Here is a 23,438-nt window from a genome sequence, read left to right as displayed (position 1 = left end):
CCGCATCGGCCTGCCGTAGCGGATCGTCGTCAGGCGTCGTCGTCAGGCGGGGGCTCGGCGAACGCGCCGGCGGACGCGGCGAGGGCGGCGGTCCTGGCCGCGCGGTCGGGCAGGTGCGGGTCGGGTGGCGTACGGAGCAGCACGAGCTGGTGGTACACCGGCGCGGTGGCGGCGATGAGCAGTCGCCGAGCGTCGGTGTGCGGCGGGAGCTCTCCGCGCCGGACGGCCCGGCCGACGATGACCTCGCAGCGGGCGTACCGGTCCTCCCAGAGCCGCCGCTGGGCCTGGTCGGCCTGCTCGGAACGGAATGAGGCGGCGATCAGGGCCGCGACGATCGGCGGCCGCGCGGTCAGGGCGTCCTGGATCTCACGGTTCAGCGCCGCCAGGTCGCCTTTCAGCGAGGCCGTGTCCGGTGGCCGCCAGTCGTCGTCGCTCGCCGCGTCGAGGAAGTCGGCGAGCAGGCCGCCGACGTCGCCCCAGCGCCGGTACACCGTCGCGCGGTGCACGCCCGCGCGGGCGGCGACGGCGTCCATGGTGAGCCCGTCGTAGCCGTGTTCGCCGAGCTCCGCGAGGACCGCGTCGTGCACCTGCGCGCGGATACGCGCGGTACGGCCGCCGGGGCGGCGTCGCGTCGGCCGGGCGTCCTCCGGTCGTGCTGCTTCGGAAGTCATCGCTGGTGATCCGGTTGCTCAGTGGGACGGTGCCATGCCAGGATCTTAATGCATCATTTGTCGCACTAGTGGAGATTCGCGATGCCTGCCGTTGTTCCCCCCGACCCGAACACGGTCCATCCGATGCCCGGACAGCCGCGCGTGGCTCTGCTGAGGCCACTGATCACCTCGCCGCTGATCGAGGTCGGAGAGTTCTCCTACTACGACGACCCGGATGATCCGACGGCCTTCGAGACCCGCAACGTGCTGTACCACTACGGACCGGAAAAGCTGGTCATCGGGAGGTTCTGCGCGCTGGGCGAGGGCGTGCGGTTCATCATGAACGGCGCCAACCACCGCATGGACGGCCCGTCGACGTTCCCCTTCCCGATCATGGGTGGCTCCTGGGCCGAGCACTTCGACCTCATCACCGGCCTGCCGGGACGGGGTGACACCGTGGTGGGCAACGACGTGTGGCTCGGCTACCGCGCCATGGTGATGCCCGGTGCCCGCATCGGCCACGGAGCGATCATCGCCTCCGGTTCCGTCGTCGTCGACGACGTCCCCGACTACGGCATCGTCGGCGGCAACCCGGCCCGGCTCATCCGCCGCCGCTACAGCGATGCGGACATCGACCGCCTCCTGGCCCTGGCCTGGTGGGACTGGCCGCTCCAGCACATCACCGAGCACATCCCCGCGATCATGTCCGGCGACATCGGCGACCTGGAGACCGCGGCACCGACCACCCCGCGGTGATCCCGTCGACCGGGGGCCTCACGAGTCCGTCCCGCTTCATCGGCCCCTCTGGGCACGGCCGCCCAAGGAGGTAGATCTTTTACGCTTTAGCACCTCAGTCCGTAACTTCCCTACACATCGCGTGACCTGCGGCGTTAAGGTGCATGGCATGCGTTTTGTCCCCCCTGCCGCGGTCGTTGCCGCCCTGATCGCGGTCCTTCTCCCCTCCCCCGCGTCGGCGATCACCAACGGCACGCCCGACGGCGAGACGCACCCGGCCGTGGGTGCGATGGTCAACGCCAAGCCGTACGGCGACGGCACCTGGTCGTACTGCACCGGCACCCTCATCTCGCCGACCGTCTTCCTCACCGCGGCCCACTGCGGCGAGAAGGGGCAAAAGACCGCGATGGTCTCCTTCTCCAGCCACTATCAGCTCGGCTCCGGCGTCTACATCGGCCGCTACGAGGCCGATCCCGAGTACACCGAGAAGGCCGATTCCCACGACATCGCGGTCGTCGTCTTCAGCACGCCCATCGCCGGGATCAAGCCCGCGCGCCTGCCGACCGCGGGGCTGCTGGACCGGCTCAAGGCGAACGGCACCCTGGCGAAGTCGTCCTTCACCCCCGTGGGCTACGGCTCGGCGCTGCCCAGCGACGACGGCAAGACGCTCCACTACTCCGACACCCGCCGCCTCACCTCGATCTCCTTCGGCGACCTCACCCGCTCGTGGCTCAAACTGTCGCTGAACTCGGGAAAGAAGGACGGCAGCACCTGCTTCGGCGACTCGGGCGGCCCCAACTTCCTCGGCGGCCCGGCCTCCGACCTGGTCGTGGCCACCACGATCAGCGGCGACGACGACGCGTGCAGGACGACCAACCTCGACTACCGGCTCGACACCGCCACGGCACGAGCGTTCCTCGGCAAGTACGTCACCCTGCCCTGAGCGAACCGTCGCGAGAACGGCGGACGCCCGCGATCATGCTGTCATGGGCTTCGTCATCTTTATGATCGTGATGCTGCTCCTCGTCGGCGGCATGGGCGGCGGGATCGCCGTGCTCGTCATCGCCGTACGGAAGGCGGCGATCAAGGCCGACCGTCGCCGCCGGGACGCGCTCTACGCCTGGACCATGGCGAACGGGTGGCGGATGCACGAAGGCGACGCCGCCACCCGCTGGCGGCCGCGGCTGGCGCATCTGCGGGGGTTCCGGATACGGCGGCTGGCGTACGGGACCGTGGGCCCCCTGCAGGTGACCGCCGCCGACTGCCGGTACGAGACCACGACCAGCAACGGCCAGACCACACAGACGGTCGAGGTCAACCTCGCGGTCTTCGTCGCGGCGCTGCCGGGCGCGTGGCCCGAGATCACGGTCGGCAACCGCCACCTGGGCTCGCGGATGCTGCGCGCCCTGGGCGGGCATTCGGGGGTCGAACTCGGACATCCGGAGTTCGACCGGCGCTTCCGCGTGGAGACGGTCGACCCGTACGCGGTGCCCAGGCTCCTGTCCCCCGCCCTCGTCGACGCGCACCTGCGCGGCCAGGTGCCGAACTGGAGCATCAGCGCCGGCGAACTCATGGTCGTCGAGAGGTACCGCCTGACGCCCGAGCACATCATCCCAGGCGTGGAGCGCGTCCGCTGGCTCGCGGCGGCACTCGGCGTACGAGGCTGAGCCGCCTCTCAGTCCGGAGGCGTGAACGCGCAGGGCAGCCGTTTGTAGCCGTTGATGAAGCCCGACAGCAGGCGGTTGGGCTCGCCGGACACGTGGATGTCCGGGAGCCGGGTGAACAGCTCCTCCAGCATGATGGTGATCTCCCGGCGGGCCAGGTTGGCGCCGAGGCAGAAGTGCGGGCCGGGGCCGCCGAAGCCGACATGCGGGTTGGGCGTACGGGTGATGTCGAAGACGTCCGGGTCCGTGAAGACCGTCTCGTCGCGGTTGGCCGCGTTGTAGAACAGCAGCACCTTGTCGCCCGCGTGGTACGTGTGGCCGTTCATCTCCAGGTCGCGGGCCACGTTGCGGCGCATGAAGATGACCGGCGTGGCGTAGCGGACGATCTCCTCCACCGCGCCGCCGATCCGCCCGTGGAAGTCCTCCATCAGCAGCCGCCGCTGCTCGGGGAAGTCGGTGAACAGCTTCAGCGCGTGGCTCAGGGCGGTACGCGTCGTCTCGTTCCCGGCCACGACGAGCAGCAGGAAGAACGAGCCGAGCTCACGCGTGGTCAGCCGCTCGCCGTCGACGTTGGCGTTGACGAGCGCCGAGGTCAGGTCGTCGGTCGGGTTCTTCATGCGCTCGCGGCCGAGGCGGGCCGCCAGGCGGTGGAGGTCGCGGGCGGCGCGCACGATCCGGAACAGCGCGCGGGCCATCGTGAACCGGTCCATCTTGTCCGGGTTGACCCCGGTGTACTCCACGTCGGAGTTGCCGAGGATGACATTGGTCCGGGCGATGACCCGGGCGTAGTCGCGCTCGGGGATGCCGAGCATGTCGCAGATCACCTCGACCGGCAGGCGCACGGCGACCTTGGCCACGAAGTCTCCGGGCCCGGAGGCGATCAGCTCGTCGACGATGCGCACGGCGCGCCGGCGTACGTCGTCCTCGGTCTTGGCGAGCATCTTCGGCGTGAAGGCGCGGGAGACGATCCGGCGGATCTTGGCGTGCCGGGGGTCGTCCATGTTGATGAGCGAACCGAAGTATCGCCCCATGTACGCCGGCAGGTCCGGGATCGTGGTGGCGCTCGGCTCGCTGCTGAAGACGTCCTGGCGGCGGCTCGCCTCGCTCACGTCGGCGTGCCGTACGAGGGCCCAGTAGCCCTTGCCGGCGGGCACGAGCGGCACGGACAGCTCGGGGAAGAACACCGGATGCTCCTGCGCGCGCAACGCCGCGAAGGCGGCCATCCGCTCGTCGAGCGGGCGCGCCCAGAAATCCAGGCCGGACAGGTCGATTTCATCGAGTCCCGGGGGCGACTCGGTCGTCATGCGACACCACCCATGTAAGCGACCAATTACAGTGAAGCACACTCGGCCCACGGGGAAAAGGCCGTGCGGCGCCGCCCCGCCGGGGCTACTTGGCGAACAGCTGCGACTCGTCGGCGAACGCCTTGAACTCCAGCGCGTTACCCGCCGGGTCGCGCAGGAACATCGTCCACTGCTCCCCCGGCTCGCCGGCGAACCGGACGTACGGCTCGATGACGAACTCCACGCCCGCGTCGCGCAGCCGCCCCGCCAGCGTGTGGAAGTCCTCCGGCGGCAGGATGAGGCCGAAGTGCGGCACCGGCACGTCGTGCCCGTCGACCGGGTTGCTCCCCCCGGCGTTCGCCGTGACCGGCACCCGGTGGGTGACCACCTGGTGGCCATAGAAGTTCCAGTCCACCCAGGCGTCCGACGAACGCCCCTCGGACAGGCCGAGCACGTCGCCGTAGAAGGCGCGGGCGCGCTCGATGTCGTCCACCGGTATCGCCAGGTGGAACCCGGGACGTACGGTCATGAGCCCTCCTTCGCCGGAGGGAGCGGCCGCTGGAGCGCGTCCCTCGCGCCGCCATGGCGCCCCCTCACGATGTCGCGTCCGAGTCTTTCATCCCCCTTTGGCGGCGCGCGCGGCGGCGGTGAGGTCCGGCAGGGCGCTCTCCGGGACCAGCGACAGGTTGTACAGCGCGATGTCGGTCGCGCCCACCCCCATCAGCGCGCGGACGTCGTCGGCCAGGCGGCCTTCGGTACGGTCCGGGCTCCAGTTCAGCGACGCGAGCAGGGGCCGGTCGCCGGCCAGGGCCGCCAGGCCGCCGTACCGGGCGGCGAGGGCGTCGCCGGTCAGCGTGTCGCAGCCGAGACCGACCCGGTCGGCCGGCGCGAACGCGTCGGGGCCGGAGCCCTGGAGCGCGGCCATGTCCGGGTCATCGAAGATCAGCGGGCGGACGGCCGCGTCGTGCTCGTGCGCGGCGGCCGTGGTCGCCGCCATGACGCGTCGCACGCCGTGCGCGCGGATCGCCCGCAGTGTCGGGGCGCCCTCGCCGGCGAGCGCCAGGTTCCGCAGCTCCGCCGGGTCGTGGCCGAGCTTCTCCATCAGCCGTACGCAGGCACCGCAGAAGCACTGGCCCGCCATCGCCCGCGCCATCCCGGTCAGGGGCGCCAGCTCCAGTGAGACGACGTACGACGGGTCCCACGCGGCGTACAGGGCGGACTCCAGCTCGATGACATCCGGGGAGAACCGGGCGCACACGTCGGCGACCAGCGCGGCGGCGTACTCCACGACGTCCGGGTGACTCGGGCACAGCGCGTGGATCGTGGGCGTGCCGTCGAGCGTGCGCGCGGCGAGGTCGGGGTGCGCGGCCACCACGGGGTCGTCGTGCAGCACGACCGTCCAGGCGTGGAAGGCCAGGCCGTGCCGCGGCGCCTCCTCCCGCAGCTCGCGCAGGGCCGTGACCTCCTCCTCGCCCGCGATCGTGAGCGGCCGCAGCCGCCCGTACCGATCCTCGCCGGGCGGGAAGTAGGTGATCCCGGGCGGTGAGTGCCGTACGACGCCGTGGCGGGCGAACCAGCGGCGCGCCGGGTGGTAGCGGACCGCCACCGCGATCGCGTCGGCGCCGAGCCCGGCAGCCAGCGCGCAGAGCTCGGCCGGCCCGGTGAGCACGGCGTCCTCGGGATAGCAGAAGACCTGTACGGTCACGCGCGTCTCCTCGCGTCCGCGGTCGTCCACAGCCAGATCGGCGGACTACCGCCCGACGCCCTCGGGATTGGACAATGGAAGTCTTGCTGGTCCATTTTTTCTGATTCTTGGAGGTGTTGCTCGTCTGGGGGCGATCTTGCGGGTCGCTGCGGTGGCAGTGGTGGCTCGGTCGGTCGGTGCGATCGGCCGCTGATACGACCGGGTGGGTCGTGGCGGCTTGTCGGCCCCGATCGCGGGAGCCGGTACGTGGCCTTGGATGAGTCGGCCGTGCGGGGTGCCGGTTCGCCGTCGATGGGAACGCGTTCGAGACCAGCGCATGACCGGACCGCACCTGCGACCGGGTCGTGGCCTGCGATCGCGGCGGACGGCAAGCCGGATGTGCGAAGCCTTCGCCCGTATGGGGGGCTGCGGGGTGCACCTCCCGGTTGCCTTCACCCACCGTGACGGATCGATGGTGGCGCAACAGCAGGTCGAGCGGGGAACCAGTGAGATCGCCTGGTTCCAGCCTTGTTGAACCAACCCGATCCGGCCGGGCGGATCCTGACGCCCGGACGCGCTGCACACCGGCGCTCACGCCCGCCATTGGACAACCCCCATCGAAATCCTGCCCACCCCCCGAAAACCCCGCCCCCCCGGCGCCGCGCAGATCTTCCAGATCAGCCACCGCCAAAGCGGCCACGCCGCCGAGACACCCGGCCAGACCCGACCCACCCACGGCGAAAACACCCCCGCCTACGCACCGACACCACCCCACACGTCGCGGCAACCCCGCACAATCCCTCAGAACCACCGCCCGACCACCAGCACTCGACTTTCCCGGGGCCCTGCCGGGCGGAAGTTGGGTGCCCCCAGGCGGGAGCGGTCCCTGCGGGAGGGACTGCCCGGGCGGGGCTCCCAGGTGGAAAGAGGATCCCCCGGGCGGAAGGAGTCCGCGCCAGACGAGTCCCTGCGGGACAGCCTCCCCGAGCGGGACTCCCCAGGCGAAAATGGGGCCCCGGGGCGGGAGAGGTCAGCGCGGGACGAGTCCCTGCGGGACGGGCTCCCCGGGCAGGGCTCCCCAGGCGAAAATAGGCCCCCCCGGGGCGGGAGAGGTCAGCGCGGGACGAGTCCCAGCGGGACAGCCTCCCCGGGCAAGGCTCCCCAGGCGGAAAGGGTCCCCCGGGCGGAAGAAGTCCGCGCGGGACGGGCTCCCCGGACGGGACCCCCAGGCGAAAATAGACCCCGGGCGGAACGGATCTGCGCGAGACGAGTCCCAGCGGGACAGCCTCCCCGGGCAAGGCTCCCAGGTGCAAATGGGGCCCGGGCGGATGGATCTGTGCGGGACGGGTTCTTGCGGGAGGGGCTCCCCGGGCGGGACTCCCCAGGCGAAAATGGGCCCGGGCGGAACGGATCCGCACGGGACGGGCCCCTGCGGGAGGGGCTCCCCGGGCGGGGCTCCCCAGGCGGAAATGGGCCCCCGGGGCGGGAGAGGTCAGCGCGGGACGAGTCCGTGCGGGACGGGCTCCCCGGGCAGGGCTTCCCAGGCGGATGGGGAGTCCCTGCGGGAGGGGCTTCTCCGTCAGGTGGTCGCCCGGTGTTCCGTGGTCCGCCGGGTGTGTCTGAGCCCGCCCGGGCGGGGCGGTTCAGGTGTTCACGCCTTGGCGACGGTCAGCAGGATGACGGAGTCCTCCAGGGCCTCCAGGCCGTGCCGGACCTCGGGGATGACCAGCAGGTCACCGGTTCGCGCGTCCCACGAATCGCCGTCGGCCGTCAGGCGGACCCGGCCCTGCAGGACGTACAGCGTCGCGTCGCCCGGGCTCTCGTGCTCCGACATCGATCGGCCGGCGGTGAGTGCGATGGCGGTCTGCCGCAGCGTCCGCTCATGCCCGCCGAAGACGGTCTCGGAGCTGCGCCCGGTGGTGTCGGCTCCGGCCCGGGAGGCCAGCTCTCGCGCCAGAGCCTCCAGTGACATCTTCCTCTGCATGACGCCAGTCTTACAGTGCCGCGCCCGGCGGCGGTCAGACCCCCGGGTCCCCGGCGCGGCGCAGGCCGTCGAGGAACAGGGCGACGTAGTACCGGCCGACGTCGCGGGGGCCGAGCGCGCCGTCCGGGTGCCACCAGGTGCTGATCTGGTGCACCGCGCCGAACAGGAAGTTGACCGCCAGGTCGGCCGGGGCGTCCGTCCGGAACGTCCCGTCCCGCCGACCCTCCTCGACCAGGGTGCGGAACCGCTCGTGGTAGCGCCGCCGCTCCGCCCGTACGGCCCGGCGCCTGACCTCCGGCAGGAGGTGCATCGAACGGAAGAAGACGGTCAGCTCGTCCAGGTGGGCGCAGCTCGTCTCGATCACGTCGAGGACGGCGTCGCGCAGCCGCTCCTCCGGGGTTCCCGGGCCGCCGGCGATCCGTTCCAGGCGTTCGGTCTGGAGCGCGAGCAGGCGGTGGTAGATCTCATACAGCAGGTCATCCTTTGCCGCGAAATAGTGGTACATCGCGCCCTTGGTGACGCCCGCCGCCGCGACGATCTCCTGTACCGAGGTGCTCTCGTAGCCGTTCTCGGCGAACAGCCGCGTGGCCGTCTCGAGCAGCCGCTCCGGCAGTGGCCGCGCCCGCTCGGGAACCTCCGCCGTCCCCTGTGTCATCCGCGCCGCTCAGCGGTTCCGGTACGGGGCGAGCTCGCGGCGGGCGATGGAGCGCTTGTGCACCTCGTCGGGCCCGTCCGCCAGGTGCAGTGTGCGCATGCCGGCCCAGAGCTCGGCCAGCGGGAAGTCCTGCGACACGCCTCCGCCGCCGTGCGCCTGGATGGCGCGGTCGATGACCCGGCTCGCCATCTCCGGCACCGCCGCCTTGATCGCCGAGACCTCCACGCGCGCCCCCTTGTTGCCGACGGTGTCCATCAGCCACGCGGTCTTGAACACCAGCAGCCGGGCCTGTTCGATCCGGATGCGCGACTCGGCGATCCAGTCCTGGACGACACCGTGGTCGGCGATCGGGGCGCCGAAGGCGACACGTGAGGTGACCCGCTCGCACATCAGCTCCAGCGCCCGCTCGGCCATGCCGATGGCGCGCATGCAGTGGTGGATGCGGCCGGGGCCGAGGCGCTCCTGGGCGATGCGGAAACCCTCGCCCTCGCCGAGCAGGATGTTGTCCGCCGGCACCCGTACGTTCGCGAAGCCGACCTCGGCGTGCCCGCCGTGGGTGCCGTCGTCGTAGCCGAAGACCGAAAGCCCCCGCTCGACCGTGACCCCCGGGGTGTCCTTGGGCACCAGCACCATGCTCTGCCGCCGGTACGGCGGCCCGTCCGGGTCGGTCACGCCCATCACGATGAAGATCTCACACTCCGGGCTGAGCGCGCCCGAGGACCACCACTTGCGCCCGTTGAGCACGTACTCGTCGCCGTCGCGCTCGATGCGCAGTGCGATGTTGGAGGCGTCGGAGGAGGCCACCGCGGGCTCGGTCATGCAGAACGCCGAGCGGATCACCCCCTCCAGCAGCGGCTCCAGCCAGCGCTGCCGCTGCTCCCGGGTGCCGAACATGGCGAGGATCTCCATGTTGCCGGTGTCGGGCGCGGCGCAGTTGAGGGCGACCGGCGCGATCTTCGGGGACCGGCCCATGATCTCGGCGAGCGGCGCGTACTGCAGGTTCGTCAGCCCGGCGCCGTACGGCTCGTGCGGGAGGCCGTGCTCGCCGCGCGAACCCGACGGGAGGAACAGGTTCCACAGGCCGCGCTTGCGCGCCTCGGCCTTGAGGTCCTCGATGACCGGCGGCGTCGACCACGGGTCGGTCCGCTCGGCAGCCTGGGCGGCGTAGACCGGCTCGGCCGGGTAGACGTACGCGTCCATGAACTCCAGCAGCCGGTCCCGGTAGTCATCGGTCGTCGCGTCGAACCCGAAGTCCATGCCGTTCCTCTCCACCTGCGGATGACCGTGCATACCGACCAGTCGGTATGTCGTCACAGTAGGCCGGTCCTCCGCAGACCGTCAACGGCCGCCCGCCGGGTCAGGTGCGGATCGAGCTCTCCCGCACCTTCAGCTCGGCGTTCAGGGTGATGTGGCGTTCGGGGAACGGCTCACCGCTCACCCGCCTGAGCAGGAGCTCCGTCGCCTGGCGGCCGATCTCGTACGTCGGCTGGCTCACCGCCGTGATCTGTGAGCGCAGGCTCAGCGCCGGCATCATGTCATCGAAGCCGACCAGGGCGATGTCGTCCGGGAAGCGCACCCCAGCCGTGTCGAGCGCGTCCACGGCGCCGATCGTCATCAGGTTGTTGGACACGAACAGGCCGTCCGGGCGGCCCGGCAGGGCGAGCAGCCGCTCGGTCGCCTCGCGGCCTCCGTCGATGCGGAACTCACCGCTCACCACGAGCTCGCGCGCCGACGGCAGGCCCGCCGCCCGCAGTCCCGCGCGGTAGCCCGCCAGCCGGCCGGCGCCGGTGGTGGTGCCCAGGCGGCCGGCGATGAAGCCGATCCGGCGGCAGCCCTGCTCGACCAGGTGGAGCGTCGCCTCCTTGGCGGCGCGGTGGTTGTCGACCATCACCCAGTCGACGTCGGCGGTCTTGAGCCGCCGGTCGATGGTGACCACCGGGATGCCGCGCTCGGCCAGCACGTCGATGGAGGTCTCGGTGGCCGAGGCGGGCGACAGCAGCACGCCCGCCATCTGCTCGGCGGCGGCCACCTCCAGGTAGCGCTGCTCCTTGCGCAGGTCCTCGTCGGCGTTGGCCAGCACCACGGAGTAGCCGGCCGCGCTCGCGACGTCCTCCACGCCGCGGACCATCGCGGTGAAGAACGGGTTGGTGATGTCGGAGATGATCACGCCGAGCACCGTCGTCGCCCGGGTGCGCAGGCTGCGGGCCTGGCTGTTCGGGCGGTAGCCGAGGGCGCGCACGGCGGCGAGCACGCGTTCCTTGAGATCGGGCGAGACGGTCTCGGAGGTGTTCAGGACGCGCGAGACCGTGGCGGGCGACACGCCCGCCGTCCGCGCCACTTCACGAATCGTCACCTGCGCCATGGGCCGGCCCCCCTCTTCGCCACCCGGAACATTGTCCACGGTCACCCGGATTCCGGGGGTTGACAGGTCCGGAAGCCACGATCTACGTTCCGAGAAATCGATTTCAGAAATCGATTTCTCGATGACTCTACCGCACCCCGGAGCCGGATCGGAAAAGGCGGCCGGGACGTCGAACCGGAGGTCACGCGTGGCGCGAATCGGTCTTCTCAGCATGTCGGACGGGCGTGACTTCGTCGCCCGCGACGTCGCCGGACATGTGGGCGAGTCGACACGGACCCTCGCCGAACTGCTGCGGGCGCACGGGCACGAGGTGATCACCGCCCGCGACGTCATCTGGACCAACGAGCTCGCCACCGCCGAGGCACGGTGGGTGGCCGGGCAGCGACCTGACCTGACCATCTTCAACTATCCCGTGTGGGCGTTCCCGCACTTCACGATGCTCGCCGCCGACGCCACCCCCGGCCCGCTGCTGCTCGTCGGCAACATCGACCCGCAGTACCCCGGCATGGTCGGCATGCTCGCCGGCGGCGGCGCGCTCGACCAGGCCGGCCGCGTCCACTCCCGTGTGTGGGGCGACCCGGAGGCCGTCACCGACCGGATCCTCACCAGAGTCCGGGCCGCGACGGCGGTGAGCGGCCTGCGCGGCTCGACGTTCGGCCGGATCGGCGGCCGGCCGATGGGCATGTACACCGCCGTCGCCAACACCGACCAGTGGATGCGGCAGTTCGGCGTCGACGTCGAGGAGATCGACCAGTGGGAGGTCGTCCGCCGCGCCGAGAACGCCGACGCCTCCCGGGTCGCGGCCGGGCGTGACTGGCTGGAGAAGCACGGCACCGTCCACTACGACGGCCGGCGGCTGACGCCCGAACTGCTCGAACGCCAGATCCGCTCGTACTACGCCGTGCGCGAGCTGATCGACGAGTGGAACCTGGACTTCTCCGGCATCAAGGGCCAGCCCGAGCTGACCACTCACTTCACCACCATGGACGTCACCGAGGCGTTCCTCAACGACCCGTACGACTGGGAGGGCCCGAAGGAGACCCACGTCACCGCGACCGAGGCCGACATGGACGGCGCGCTGACGATGCAGATCCTCAAGCTCCTGTCCGGCGACCCGGTGCTGTTCGCCGACGTACGGCACTACCACGCCGACAAGGACGTGTGGGACCTGTGCAACTCGGGCCAGCACGCGACCTGGTACGCCGAGCGCTCGGCCGACCCGGCGGAGAACCTCGGATCGGTCCACTTCCACCCGGAGGTCTTCTACTTCCCGGCCGGGGGCGCCTCGGTGCAGCACCTCGCCGCCCCCGGCGAGATGACGTTCGCGCGCCTCACCCGCTACGACGGGCGGTATCGGATGCACGTCATGCGCGGCGCCTTCGAGCGGTACGACGACGCGACGAACGAGGCGATGATGCGCCAGTCGACGTACGAGTGGCCGCACGCGTTCGCCCGGCTGCGTGTGGACAGCGAGGAGTTCCTGTCCCGGTTCGGCGCCAACCACCTCCATGCGGTCCCCGGCGAGTACGTCGCGGAGCTGCGCGCCGTCTGCGAGCTGCTGTCCATCGACTTCGACGGGTTCGGTGACCTTCGATGAGAACTCACCTGAGACGCTTCGCCGTCCTCCTCCTCGCCGCCGGCGCGCTGACCGGTGTCACGACCCACGCCCAGGCGGCGGCCCCGGCGAGCGCGAAGGGCCCGGTCGGCTGGGACGTCTACCGCCACCCCGAGCGGCTCGCCCGGCTGACCACCGGCGTGCAGACCAAGCAGTTCTCCAGCTTCGACCGCACCGGCGGCAACAACGACGGGTTCGACGGGACGTACTCCTGCCTGCGCACCACCGCGGACGGCTGCGTCATCGCCGAGCACGACGGCGCCGGCGAGGTGAACGCGATCTGGTTCACCCGCGACAACGGCGACGTACGCGCCACCGGGAACATCACCATCACCCTCGACGGCCGTGACGTGGTGCACGCGTCGCTCCAGGACCTGGTCGACGGCAAGGTCGGCGCACCGTTCGTGAACCCGCTCGTCGCCAACGCCGACCAGAGCTCCGGCGGCGTGTACGTCGAGGTGCCGATGCCGTTCCGGCACTCGATGCGGATCACCACCGACAAGAACCCGATCTTCTATCACGTCACCTACCGGACCTTCGCCGACGACGCGGGCGTGCGGACCTTCGACCCGTCCGACAAGGCCGCGGACGTCATCGCGAAGCTGAAGGCCGCCGGCACCAGGGACCCCAAGCCCGCGCCGCCCGGCGCCCGTACGCAGAGGTCGGCGCTGCGCCTCGCCCCCGGCGCGACCGAGACGCTGGCGCGCGCCACCGGCGCCGGCGAGCTGTCCGCCCTGCGGCTCACGCTGCCGCAGGCCGAGCAGGTCACGGCCGACAACGTCGAGGACGAGGGTCGCGCGTTCGGGGCGAACGGCTCCAGCACGTTCACCGTCGCGGTGGACCCGGCCAACACGGGCGTACGGCTGACCCGCCGCTACGACCCGGAGATCGGCCACCAGCGCGCCTCGATCTCCGTCGACGGCCGGGACGCGGGCCAGTGGGGGCCGACGGAGCCGAGGGGCGCCGGGCAGTGGGCCGAGGAGTCGGTCGAGCTGCCGGCGAGCCTTACCGCCGGGAAGTCGCGGCTCACCGTCAAGAACACCTTCGTCTCCTCCGACCTGGACTACAACGAGTTCACCTACTGGGTCGACAGCCATGCCGGCGGCGGCCTGACCCGTACCGACACGGTCGACGTCGGCGACACCGCCGACGAGGCCGCGCACCAGTACGCGATCACGGGCCAGACCTGGCAGGGCGACCGGGTGTTCTCCTACCCGCTGGACGCCGGTCGGCTCGCCAGGCTGCACACCGCGCAGCAGCTCCTGCAGGGGCTGCGGGTGCGGATCACCTTCGACGGGAGGCGGACCGTCGACTCTCCGTTCGGGGAGTTCTTCGGCTCCGGCTTCGCGGTCGCGCCCGTACGGTCCCTGTTCACCGGCATCGACCCGGCCGCGCACTCCTACGCCGCCTGGTGGCCGATGCCGTACGGCCACGACGCGAAGGTCGAGCTGTACAACGGCTCGCCGCTGACGGTGACCGCCGGGGACGCGCAGGTCACCACCGGCCGCCACGCGATGACCGGTGAGGGCTACTTCCGCACGCAGTCCCGCGCCGGCGCCACCGAGAACGGCAAGGACTGGACGTACCTGCAGGCCACCGGCCAGGGCAAGTTCGTCGGTGTCGTCTCCTCCATGCGGGGCCCGGCGTCGCGGGCGTTCCTGGAGGGCGACGAGCGCGTCTACACCGACGGCTCGCGCAGCCCGCAGATGCACGGGACCGGCACCGAGGACTTCTACCAGAGCGGCTGGTACTTCAACCGCGACACCTACACCGAGCCGTTCAACGGCGACCCGGCGCACCTGACCGCCACGACCGGCTGCGCCGCCGACTCCGACTGCACCGGGGCGTACCGGTTCATGATCGGTGAGGCGGTGCCGTTCGGCTCGGCGATCACCTTCGGCATCGAGCACGGGCCCGGCGACGACGTGGCGGCGAACTACTCCACGACCGCCTTCTGGTACGGCCGGGACTCCGCCGCCTCCCGCCGGACCGACACGCTGACCCTCGGCGACGCGGCGAGCGAGAAGGCGCACGGCTACACCGGCACCGGGCCCGCGACGAGCCTGAGTTCGACCTTCGAGGGCACGAACACCGCGCTCACCGCGAACGTCCGGCCCGCGACGGCGCCGGTCGCGTTCCGGCTCGCCGTCGACCCGGCCAACCGGGGCGTGACGCTCCTGCGGACGAGCGATCAGAACACCTCGTACCAGCACGCGAAGGTGAGCGTCGACGGGCACGCGCTGCCGGACTGGCTCCAGCCGCTCGGCAACACCACCCACCGCTGGCTGGACGACACCTACCAGGTGCCGGCGAGCGTGACCGCCGGGCGGAGTTCGATCACCGTAACCCTGACGCCGGACGGCCCGCCCTGGTCGGCCGCCTCGTACCAGGCCTGGAGCAACCGGTGACGAAAGAGGTCGTGCTCCGGATGCGGGGCATCGGCAAGAGCTTCCCCGGCGTGCGGGCACTGTCCGGCGTCGACCTGACGGTGCACGCCGGGGAGGTGGCCGCCCTGCTCGGCGAGAACGGGGCGGGCAAGTCGACGCTGATGAACGTCCTGGCCGGCGTGCACGGCGACTACGACGGCGTCATCGAGGTGGGCGGGGAGGAGGTGGCGATCCACTCCCCCAAGGACGCGGCGCGGCACGGGATCGCCATGATCCACCAGGAGCTCAACCTCGTGCCGGACCTGTCCATCGCGGACAACATCTTCCTCGGCCGGGAACCCCGCACCCGGTGGGGCACCCGCGACCGGTCCGCCGCGCACGACCGTACCGCGGAGCTGCTGGCCGGGCTCGGCCTGCGGCTGTCCCCGCGCCGCCTGGTCCGCAGCTGCCGCATCGCCGAGCGGCAGCTCATCGAGGTGGCCAAGGCGCTCGGCAACAACGTGCGGATCCTCGTCATGGACGAGCCGACGTCCGCGCTGGCCGACGCCGAGGTACGGCGGCTGTTCGAGGTGATCCAGGACCTGACCGGACGCGGCGTGGCCGTCATCTACATCTCCCACCGGCTGGAGGAGCTGGAGGAGATCGCCGACTCGGTGACCGTGCTGCGCGACGGCGCGTACATCGGGCGGCGCGACATGGCGGGCACGACACGGCCCGAGCTGATCCAGATGATGGTCGGCCGTCCGCTGGGCGACCTGTTCCCCCGCGAGACCGGGGAGCACGGCGACGGGGACGTACGGCTGCGGGTCGAGGGCCTCTCGCTGCGGGCCGAGACGGGCCGGACCGCGCTGCACGACGTCGACCTGACCGTACGCGCCGGGGAGATCGTCGGGCTGGCCGGCCTCATGGGCGCCGGCCGTACCGAGGTGCTGGAGACGCTGTACGGCGCCCACCGGCCCTCGGCCGGACGGATCGAGCTGGACGGCGAGCCGTACCGGCCGCGCTCGCCGCGGTACGCGATCCGGCGCGGTCTGGCACTGGTCGCCGAGGACCGCAAGGCGCAGAGTCTCGTGCTCGGCGGCACCGTCGCGTTCAACGCGAGCCTGGCGGCGCTCGGCCGCTACACCCGGCTGTTCGTGGACCGGCGGCGCGAGCGCGCCGCGGTGGCCGGGCAGGTCCGCGGCCTGCGGGTGAAGACGCCCGGCCTGAACACGACGGTGCGCGATCTGTCCGGCGGCAACCAGCAGAAGGTGGTGCTGGCCAAGTGCCTGCTCACCGAGCCGGCGCTGCTGCTCATGGACGAGCCGACGCGCGGCATCGACGTGGGCGCCAAGGCGGAGATCCACGCGCTGATGAGCCGGCTCGCCGGAGGAGGGACCGCCCTGCTGGTGGTCTCCTCCGAACTCCCCGAGCTCATCGCCATGTGCGACCGGATCCTCGTGCTCTGCGAGGGGCGCGTCACCGGAGAGTTCCACCGTGACCCGGCCCACGGCCCGCCGGCCAACCAGGAGGACATCCTGGCCGCCGCGATGGCGCGCCAGGCCGTACTCGACCAGGAGACAGCCGATGCCTGACCAGACCGCGACCGATGAGGAGACCGTGGCCGCGGAGACCGGCGGCCCGCCGCCGCGGTTGCGGATCCGGATGCGGCGGCTGCTGCCGGTGCTCGGCTCGCTGCAGGGCTACATCGGCCTGATCCTCGTGATCGTGCTGGGGCTCGCCACGAAGGGCGAGGTGTTCTGGAACCAGACCAACCTCACCAACGCGGTCGGCGCGTTCGCCTCCCGCGGCATCCTCGCCGTGGGCGTGACCCTCGTGATCCTCACCGGCGGCATCGACCTGTCGGTCGGGTCCATCCTCGGCATCGGCTCGATGGTCTCGGCCATGATGCTCGTCCACCACAACATGACGCCCTGGGAGATCGTGCCGATCTGCATGCTCGTCGGGGCGTTCTTCGGGCTGTGCAACGGCGTCGGCACGACGTGGCTGCGGATCCAGTCGTTCGTGATGACGCTCGCGATGCTGTCGGTGGTGCGCGGGCTCGACCGGCAGTACTCCGACAACGTCAGCGTCGGCACGCAGGTGGTCAACGACCAGGGGCACCTGACGCCGCACTCGGCGCAGTTCCAGGACCTGGGCACACCGGGGCACAACGTGCTGACCGGCGTCCTCGGCCAGGGCGTCTACTACCCGGTACTCGCCCTGGTCGTCGTCTGCGTCGTGTTCCAGCTGATCCTGTCCAAGACGCGGTTCGGCCGTCACGTGTACGCGGTCGGCGGCAACGCGACGGCGGCCCGCCTCTCCGGGGTCAACGTCACCGCGGTGACGATCACCGTGTTCGTGCTGTCCGGGCTGCTCGCCGGGTTCGCGGGGCCGATCGACGCGGCCTACAGCGCCTCGGCCGACCCGCTCGCCGGCACCTCGTACGAGCTGGACGCCATCGCGGCGGCCGTCATCGGAGGAACGAGCCTGGCCGGCGGCCGGGGCACGATCGTCGGCACCTTCGTCGGCGCGCTGATCCTCACGCTGCTGGACAACGTGCTGGGGCTCAACGCGGTCAGCGACAACTGGCAGCTCGTCATCAAGGGCCTGATCGTCGTCGCGGCGGTCGTCCTCCAGCGGCCCGGCTTCTTCGCCGCCGCGCTCACCCCGATCAGACGCCTGATCGGTTCTTCACCCCGAGAAGGAGACGAAAAGTGAGATCTTTGGTTCGCCCGCTCGTGGCGGTCGTGGCGGTGGTGACACTCGCCGCGGGCTGCGCGTCGAAGGCGCCGTCGGGCTCGGGCGGCTCCGGTTCCGGCGGCAAGAAGCAGTTCGTCGTCGGCTACTCCCAGTCCAACAACGCCGAGCCGTACCGCGCGCAGCTCAACCTGCAGCTCGAGTACTTCATGAAGCAGCACCCCGACATGAGGCTGCTGCCGATCGCCGACGCGCACCAGTCGAGCGCGACGCAGGTCAGCCAGGTGCAGAACTTCATCCAGCAGAAGGTGGACGTGCTGATCGTCTCGCCGAACGAGCCGGCTCCGCTGACCGCGGCCGTGCAGCAGGCGTGCCAGGCGAAGATCCCGGTCATCATCCTCGACCGCAGCGTCAACACCGACTGCTACACCTCCTTCATCGGCGGCGACAACTACGAGATCGGCAAGCTGGCCGGGCAGGAGGCGGTCAAGCAGCTGCCGGACGGCGGCAACGTGGTCGAGCTGCGCGGCATCATGTCCGACCAGCCGCAGATCGACCGCGACAAGGGCTTCCGCGACGGCATCAAGGCCGACCCGAAGATCAAGATCGTCGCGGACCGCGAGGCGAAATGGCTCAAGGACTCCGCGGTGCCGATCATGCAGCAGTGGCTGAGCAGGTACCCCAAGCTCGACCTGGTGTACGGGCAGAACGACCCGATGACGCTCGGCGCGTACCTCGCCGCCAAGGCGCAGCACCGGGAGAGTCAGATCAAGTTCATCGGCACCGACGGCCTGGCGATCCCGGACGGCGGCATCCGCGCCGTCCAGCTCGGCGAGCTGACCAGCACGTTCGTCTACCCGACGTGCGCCAAGGAGGCCGCCGACACCGCGTACGCCATCGCGCACGGCCAGCAGGTGGGCAAGAAGCAGACGCTGCACACCACGCAGGTGACCAAGGAGAACGCGGCACAGCTCTACAAGCAGTACGACATGTCCGGGAAAATCGGCGGCTGACGCGTGAGGATCGGAGGGGCGCGGTCGTACGGGCCGCGCCCCTCGGCGGGAAAGGGTGGCTCGTGAGTCTCCTGCTTGGAGTCGACATCGGCACGTCCAGTACGAAGGGGGGGCTGACCACTCCGGACGGCACCGTGGTCGCGACCGCGGTGCGCGAGCACGACGTGTCGCGGCCCCACCCGGGCTGGGCCGAGCACGACGCCCGCGCGGTGTGGTGGGAGGGCTTCGCCGCCGTCACCCGCGAACTGCTCCCCCAGGCCGGCGGCGAACCGGTCGGCGCCGTCGGCGTCAGCGGGATCGGCCCGTGCGCGCTGCCCGCGACCGCCGCGGGAGCGCCGCTGCGCCCCGCCATCCTGTACGGCGTCGACACGCGTGCGGTCGCCGAGATCGAGGAGCTGACCGCGCGGTACGGCGCCGAGGCGATCGTCTCGCGCGGAGGTTCGCCGCTGACCACGCAGGCGGTGGGCCCCAAGCTGGCCTGGCTGCGCCGCCACGAGCCGGACGTGTGGGAGCGCACCGAGCGGCTGTTCATGGCGAGCTCCTACCTCGTACACGAGCTGACCGGGGTGTACGTCCTCGACCACCACTCGGCGAGCCAGTGCTCACCGCTGTACGACAGCCGCGAGCACGCCTGGATCGACGCGTGGGCGCGGGAGATCGCCCCCGGCCTGGACCTGCCGCCGCTCGCCTGGCCGGGCGAGGTGGCCGGCACGGTCACCTCGCGGGCGGCCGAGCGTACGGGGCTCGCCGTGGGCACACCCGTCATCGCCGGCACCATCGACGCGTGGGCCGAGGCGGTCAGCGTCGGGGTGACCGAGCCGGGCGACGTCATGGTCATGTACGGCACGACCATGTTCCTCATCGAGGTCCTCGCCACACGCCGCACCTGGCCGGGCCTGTGGGGAACGGTCGGCGTCACGCCCGGCACGTACGACCTCGCGGCGGGCATGGCCACCTCCGGCGCGGTCACCGACTGGCTGCGGCAGCTCACCGGCACGGCGTACGGGGAGCTGACCGAGGAGGCACGGACGGCCGGCCCCGGCGCGGGAGGGCTGGTGATGCTGCCGTACTTCGCGGGCGAACGGACGCCGCTGTTCGACCCGGACGCGCGTGGCCTGGTGCTCGGCCTGACCCTGAACCACGGGCGCGGGCACCTGTACCGCGCGGCCCTGGAGGGCACCGCCTTCGGCGTACGGCACAACCTGGAGGCGATGCGCGCGGCGGGCGGCGAGGCCCGGCGACTGGTCGCGGTCGGCGGCGGTACCAAGGGCGGCCTGTGGACGCAGATCGTCTCGGACGTGCTGGGCCGCCCCCAGGTGCTGCCGTCGGTGACGATCGGCGCGTGCTACGGCGACGCGCTGCTGGCCGCCCGGGCGGTGGACCTGTCCGACGGCGCGGACTGGAACCCGCCGGCGGCCACGGTCACACCCGACCCGGGGGTGGGGCGGCTCTATGAGGAGCTGTACGGCATCTACCGCGACCTGTACCCGGCCACCCGCGACGCGGCCCACGCACTCGCCACCCTGTCCCGCGCCTGACGAGCAGACTTATCCACAGGCAAACAACCCCACCTTGCCGAAACCCCCCGCCCAACGGGACGATGAAATTGGGATGGTCCCCCGGGCGGGTGGGCCCTCGGTGGGTGGGCCCTCGGTGGGTGGGCCCTCGGTGGGTGGGCTCCCGACGGACGGATCCCCGACAAGCGGGCCCTGTCCGAAGGGCTTTGGACCGGAGGGCTCCCGACGGGCGGACTCCCGATAGACGGGCTCCCGGCGAGCGCGCCCCGACCGAAGGCCTCCGGGCCGAAGGGCTCCCGGCCGAAGGGCTCCCGGCCGAAGGGCTCCCGGCCGACCCTCGGCCGACCCTCGGCCGAAGGGCCTTGGCCGGAGGGCCCACGACGGAAGGCCTTCCGGTCGGAGGGGCCCCTATGCAAGGGCCTCCCCTGCGGAGGCGGGCTCGCGGGGCGGGCCCGGCGGAAGGGCCTCGGCCGAAGGGCCCCGGCCGAAGGGCCCCGGCCGAAGCCTCCCCAGGGGGCGGGCTCCCGGGGAGGCGACCGGCCAAGCGGTTTCGTGAGCGGCGGGCCGTTGGCGGGGCGGGTCCGTCGCTTCGGTTCATGGTGTGGGCCGGTGTCCGGAAATCGGTGCGCCTACTGGGCTCGGCCCTTCTCGTCGCCGCGGTCGACGTCCAGGCCGACGACCGCCATGCAGCGATTGCACCGCCATTCGGCGATGACCGACTCCGTGCCCATGTCGCGCGTGCGGTACGGCTTGGAGATCTTTTTTCGGCGCATTCCGTAGCCGCAAGTCGAGTGCATCATCAACCCGCACTCATGGCATGGCCACACGTCGTTGCCGGGGCGATGGCAGCCGGGGCACACGGGGCGGTCGTCGTGCGGTTCGAAGGGGTCGAGGTCGGCTTGCCAGTCGCGCTCGAGTTCTAGGTACTCGTCGTCGGGCCAGTGATGGTCGGCCAGCCAGGCGAGGTACTCCTCGGCGTCGGCGGCGAGGTTCGCGGTCATGGACTCCGGATGTCGCCCGGCGACACCTCGGGAAACGTCCTCCCGGCGGCGGACCGCCATGACCGGGACCAGACTGATGAGGGCAAGGGGCAGGATCACGACTGAGACGATCATGACTCGGCGTCCACGGTCATGTTCCCGTCGCCCCGGACACATCCTCGCGGCAATGCGACGGGGGGCACTGCGGTTCCCACGGTGGCGTCCTTTCGTGAGTCACTGCTGGGGGAGAAAGATCACAAGGACCCTGGTCCACACGCACGTGGGGTTGTTACAAAGCGGTATGAACAGTATCGAATCCCGCCTTGGCTAGGAAATCGATCTCACAATTCAATGATCATTTTTTCTCGCGCCATAATATTCGATCTTGAAACCGATCATGATCGAATGACGTGCGCGAGCCGTGATCCGGTCCGGTGCCATGCCGGATATCGGCCATCGAAGACCCGCCCGGCGCCGGTCGCGGAGCATCTCCGCCCGGCCCGCCGTGGCCTCCCGGCTCAGAGCCGGGAGGCCATGGGCAGCACGCCTGGTCGAGCAGCCGGTCGCCGGGGCCGCGGCTCTCAGACGAACGAGCCGTTGACGCGCAGGGCGTGCTCGACGATGGTGATGAGCACCTGGATCACCGACTCGCGCGAGCGGGCGTCGCACATGATGATGGGGACGCCCGCATCGAGGTCCAGCGCCACGCGGACGCGCGCCTCGCCGTACCTCGGTGCGCTGTCGAAGCAGTTCACCGCCACGATGAACGGCGTGCCCCGCTGTTCGAAGTAGTCGATCGCGCCGAAGCAGTCCGGCAGCCGTCTCGTGTCGGCGAGGACGATCGCGCCCGCCGCTCCGCGGGCGAGGCCGTCCCACATGAACCAGAAGCGGCGCTGCCCGGGCGTGCCGAACAGGTACAGCATGACGTTGTTCGGGAGGGTGACGCGGCCGAAGTCCATCGCCACCGTCGTGGACTCCTTGGAGTCCACGCCGATGGGACCGTCGATCGCGCGCCCGTACGCGGACCGGCTGCTCTCGGTGCGCAGCGGACGGATCTCGCTGGCCGTGCCCACGAGCGTCGTCTTGCCGGCGCCGAACCCACCGGCGATCAAGATCTTGATCGCCCGGGGGAGCGCGTCGGCCTGCGGTTCAAAGGGAGTGAAGCTCATCCAACACCATTCGGAGTACCGTCTCGTCCCGTGCGTATTGTGACGGTGCCGGGTCGCGGACCGTGGCCAGCCCCCGGTCTCTGAGGTCCCCCAGCAGGATACGTACGACGCCGAGCGGCAGGTCCGTGTCCGAGGCGAGGTCCGCGACCGTGGTCGGCCTGCGGCAGCGGGCGAGCAGGCGCAGATGCTCGGACTCGAGCCACCTGCGGTCCGCCGCCGACGGCGCCCCGGCGACCACGACGGCGATCAGGTCCAACGGCCCTCCGCGAGAACGCGTCCGCCCCCGCGTGACCGCGTAGAGCCGGACCACGGGGCCCGCGGCGTCGTCGAACCACCGCCGCCGATCGCTCACCGGAGATCACGCTCCACCCGCCGAGCGCGGCGCGGTCCCGAGATGCCGGCGCACCCGTTTGACGAGCCGGGTCATCTCGTACCCGATCACGCCGATGTTCACGTCGCCCTCGGCGTGCACGGCCAGGCACGACCCGTCGCCCGCCGCCATCACGAAGACGAAGGCCGACTCGAGCTCGACGACCGTCTGACGGATGTCACCGCCGCCGAACGTGTCGCTGACGCTGCGCGCCAGGCTGTGGAAGCCGGCCGAGAGCGCGGCGAAGTGCTCGGCGTCCGCCGGCATGATGCCCTGCGACAGGCCCATGGGCAGGCCGTCGCCGGACAGGATCATCGCCTGCCGCACCGAGTGGACCCGGCCGACGAGGTCGTCCAGCAACCAGCCCAGCTCACCGGTTGTTTCGAGCATCCGCCCGCCGCCTTCCCAAGCAACTCACTCGTCGGGGTCCTCTTCCTCACGCCCGCGCTGCCAACCCTGTTGGAGCGCGCTCATCAGCGATCGGGTCTCCTCCGGAGGCCGGGTGGTCGGTCCGGTGTCGACCGGTCCGGCCTCCTCGGGCCCGATGTCCCCCGCCGCGGTGCCCCCCGGTCCGGAGACGCCGGTGTCCTCGCGCAGCTGCGGGGCCAGGCTCGCCTGCCGGACACGCCGGTCCAGCTCGGGCGCGTCCGGGTCGGTGCCGTCGGAGGCGGCGAGGCCGATCGTGCCCGCC

At 71.3% G+C, this 23,438-nt stretch carries 22 protein-coding genes; 9 read left to right on the top strand and 13 right to left on the bottom strand.

Going from position 1 to position 23,438, the window contains the following annotated elements; all coding sequences use genetic code 11:
• Positions 1-29: 29 nt before the first annotated feature.
• A complete protein-coding gene (locus ACFFNX_RS13110) occupies positions 30-671 on the bottom strand; it encodes a TetR/AcrR family transcriptional regulator (protein ID WP_378200157.1) in 642 nt (213 codons plus the stop codon).
• An 81-nt stretch (positions 672-752) separates the two neighbouring features.
• Between ACFFNX_RS13110 and ACFFNX_RS13105 the strand changes: the two genes are divergently transcribed.
• The 3 genes from ACFFNX_RS13105 to ACFFNX_RS13095 all read left to right on the top strand — a co-directional run bounded on the left by ACFFNX_RS13105 (position 753) and on the right by ACFFNX_RS13095 (position 3,052).
• Positions 753-1,406 carry a CatB-related O-acetyltransferase gene (locus ACFFNX_RS13105; protein WP_378200154.1) on the top strand — a complete coding sequence of 218 codons (654 nt, stop codon included), beginning with the start codon at positions 753-755 and terminating at the stop codon, positions 1,404-1,406.
• Positions 1,407-1,554: 148 nt separating this feature from the next.
• A complete protein-coding gene (locus ACFFNX_RS13100) occupies positions 1,555-2,328 on the top strand; it encodes a S1 family peptidase (protein WP_378200151.1) in 774 nt (257 codons plus the stop codon).
• 43 nt (positions 2,329-2,371) lie between these two features.
• Complete coding sequence (locus ACFFNX_RS13095; RefSeq protein ID WP_378200148.1) at positions 2,372-3,052, top strand: hypothetical protein; 681 nt, start codon at positions 2,372-2,374, stop codon at positions 3,050-3,052.
• A gap of 8 nt (positions 3,053-3,060) precedes the next feature.
• Here ACFFNX_RS13095 and ACFFNX_RS13090 read toward each other — a convergent pair whose 3' ends face one another.
• The 7 genes from ACFFNX_RS13090 to ACFFNX_RS13060 all read right to left on the bottom strand — a co-directional run bounded on the left by ACFFNX_RS13090 (position 3,061) and on the right by ACFFNX_RS13060 (position 11,008).
• On the bottom strand, positions 3,061-4,353 hold the full coding sequence (locus ACFFNX_RS13090) for a cytochrome P450 (RefSeq protein WP_378200145.1): 1,293 nt from the start codon (positions 4,351-4,353) through the stop codon (positions 3,061-3,063).
• An 85-nt stretch (positions 4,354-4,438) separates the two neighbouring features.
• The gene (locus ACFFNX_RS13085; RefSeq protein ID WP_378200142.1) at positions 4,439-4,861 is read right to left on the bottom strand and encodes a VOC family protein; all 423 of its coding nucleotides are present in this window, start codon (positions 4,859-4,861) and stop codon (positions 4,439-4,441) included.
• 87 nt (positions 4,862-4,948) lie between these two features.
• Complete coding sequence (locus tag ACFFNX_RS13080; protein ID WP_378200139.1) at positions 4,949-6,037, bottom strand: hypothetical protein; 1,089 nt, start codon at positions 6,035-6,037, stop codon at positions 4,949-4,951.
• Positions 6,038-7,667: 1,630 nt separating this feature from the next.
• The gene (locus tag ACFFNX_RS13075) at positions 7,668-8,000 is read right to left on the bottom strand and encodes a cupin domain-containing protein (protein WP_378200136.1); all 333 of its coding nucleotides are present in this window, start codon (positions 7,998-8,000) and stop codon (positions 7,668-7,670) included.
• A 34-nt stretch (positions 8,001-8,034) separates the two neighbouring features.
• Positions 8,035-8,655, bottom strand: coding sequence for a TetR/AcrR family transcriptional regulator (locus tag ACFFNX_RS13070; protein WP_378200133.1), 621 nt, complete (start codon positions 8,653-8,655; stop codon positions 8,035-8,037).
• Positions 8,656-8,664: 9 nt separating this feature from the next.
• Positions 8,665-9,912, bottom strand: coding sequence for an acyl-CoA dehydrogenase family protein (locus ACFFNX_RS13065; protein WP_378200160.1), 1,248 nt, complete (start codon positions 9,910-9,912; stop codon positions 8,665-8,667).
• Positions 9,913-10,012: 100 nt separating this feature from the next.
• Positions 10,013-11,008 carry a LacI family DNA-binding transcriptional regulator gene (locus tag ACFFNX_RS13060; RefSeq protein WP_378200130.1) on the bottom strand — a complete coding sequence of 332 codons (996 nt, stop codon included), beginning with the start codon at positions 11,006-11,008 and terminating at the stop codon, positions 10,013-10,015.
• Positions 11,009-11,204: 196 nt separating this feature from the next.
• On the opposite strand from ACFFNX_RS13060, the gene ACFFNX_RS13055 reads away from it, so the two are divergent.
• From ACFFNX_RS13055 to ACFFNX_RS13030, 6 genes are all read left to right on the top strand, one after another.
• Positions 11,205-12,614 carry an L-fucose/L-arabinose isomerase family protein gene (locus ACFFNX_RS13055; RefSeq protein WP_378200127.1) on the top strand — a complete coding sequence of 470 codons (1,410 nt, stop codon included), beginning with the start codon at positions 11,205-11,207 and terminating at the stop codon, positions 12,612-12,614.
• On the top strand, positions 12,611-15,040 hold the full coding sequence (locus tag ACFFNX_RS13050) for a glycoside hydrolase family 172 protein (protein ID WP_378200124.1): 2,430 nt from the start codon (positions 12,611-12,613) through the stop codon (positions 15,038-15,040). Before ACFFNX_RS13055 ends, ACFFNX_RS13050 begins: the two co-directional genes overlap by 4 nt.
• Complete coding sequence (locus ACFFNX_RS13045; RefSeq protein WP_378200121.1) at positions 15,037-16,593, top strand: sugar ABC transporter ATP-binding protein; 1,557 nt, start codon at positions 15,037-15,039, stop codon at positions 16,591-16,593. The genes ACFFNX_RS13050 and ACFFNX_RS13045 overlap by 4 nt, the downstream gene beginning before the upstream one ends.
• A complete protein-coding gene (locus ACFFNX_RS13040) occupies positions 16,586-17,719 on the top strand; it encodes an ABC transporter permease (RefSeq protein ID WP_378200118.1) in 1,134 nt (377 codons plus the stop codon). The genes ACFFNX_RS13045 and ACFFNX_RS13040 overlap by 8 nt, the downstream gene beginning before the upstream one ends.
• Positions 17,716-18,711: a substrate-binding domain-containing protein gene (locus tag ACFFNX_RS13035; RefSeq protein WP_378200115.1), complete on the top strand. Its 996-nt coding sequence runs from the start codon at positions 17,716-17,718 to the stop codon at positions 18,709-18,711. The genes ACFFNX_RS13040 and ACFFNX_RS13035 overlap by 4 nt, the downstream gene beginning before the upstream one ends.
• A 62-nt stretch (positions 18,712-18,773) precedes the next feature.
• Positions 18,774-20,249: an FGGY-family carbohydrate kinase gene (locus tag ACFFNX_RS13030; protein ID WP_378200112.1), complete on the top strand. Its 1,476-nt coding sequence runs from the start codon at positions 18,774-18,776 to the stop codon at positions 20,247-20,249.
• 608 nt (positions 20,250-20,857) lie between these two features.
• Here ACFFNX_RS13030 and ACFFNX_RS13025 read toward each other — a convergent pair.
• The 5 genes from ACFFNX_RS13025 to ACFFNX_RS13005 form a co-directional block, all read right to left on the bottom strand.
• On the bottom strand, positions 20,858-21,343 hold the full coding sequence (locus ACFFNX_RS13025; protein WP_378200110.1) for a hypothetical protein: 486 nt from the start codon (positions 21,341-21,343) through the stop codon (positions 20,858-20,860).
• Positions 21,344-21,789: 446 nt separating this feature from the next.
• The gene (locus ACFFNX_RS13020; RefSeq protein ID WP_378200107.1) at positions 21,790-22,377 is read right to left on the bottom strand and encodes a GTP-binding protein; all 588 of its coding nucleotides are present in this window, start codon (positions 22,375-22,377) and stop codon (positions 21,790-21,792) included.
• Positions 22,358-22,729: a DUF742 domain-containing protein gene (locus tag ACFFNX_RS13015; RefSeq protein ID WP_378200104.1), complete on the bottom strand. Its 372-nt coding sequence runs from the start codon at positions 22,727-22,729 to the stop codon at positions 22,358-22,360. The genes ACFFNX_RS13020 and ACFFNX_RS13015 overlap by 20 nt, the downstream gene beginning before the upstream one ends.
• Before the next feature lie 6 nt (positions 22,730-22,735).
• Complete coding sequence (locus ACFFNX_RS13010) at positions 22,736-23,137, bottom strand: roadblock/LC7 domain-containing protein (protein WP_378200101.1); 402 nt, start codon at positions 23,135-23,137, stop codon at positions 22,736-22,738.
• A 24-nt stretch (positions 23,138-23,161) separates the two neighbouring features.
• On the bottom strand, positions 23,162-23,438 hold a 277-nt coding region (locus tag ACFFNX_RS13005; RefSeq protein ID WP_378200097.1), incomplete at its 5' end, for a hypothetical protein.

Origin of the sequence: Actinoallomurus acaciae, assembly GCF_042429965.1 — a bacterium.
GTDB classification, from domain to species: Bacteria; Actinomycetota; Actinomycetes; order Streptosporangiales; family Streptosporangiaceae; genus Actinoallomurus; species Actinoallomurus acaciae.
This window is presented reverse-complemented; position numbering and strand designations above follow the sequence as displayed.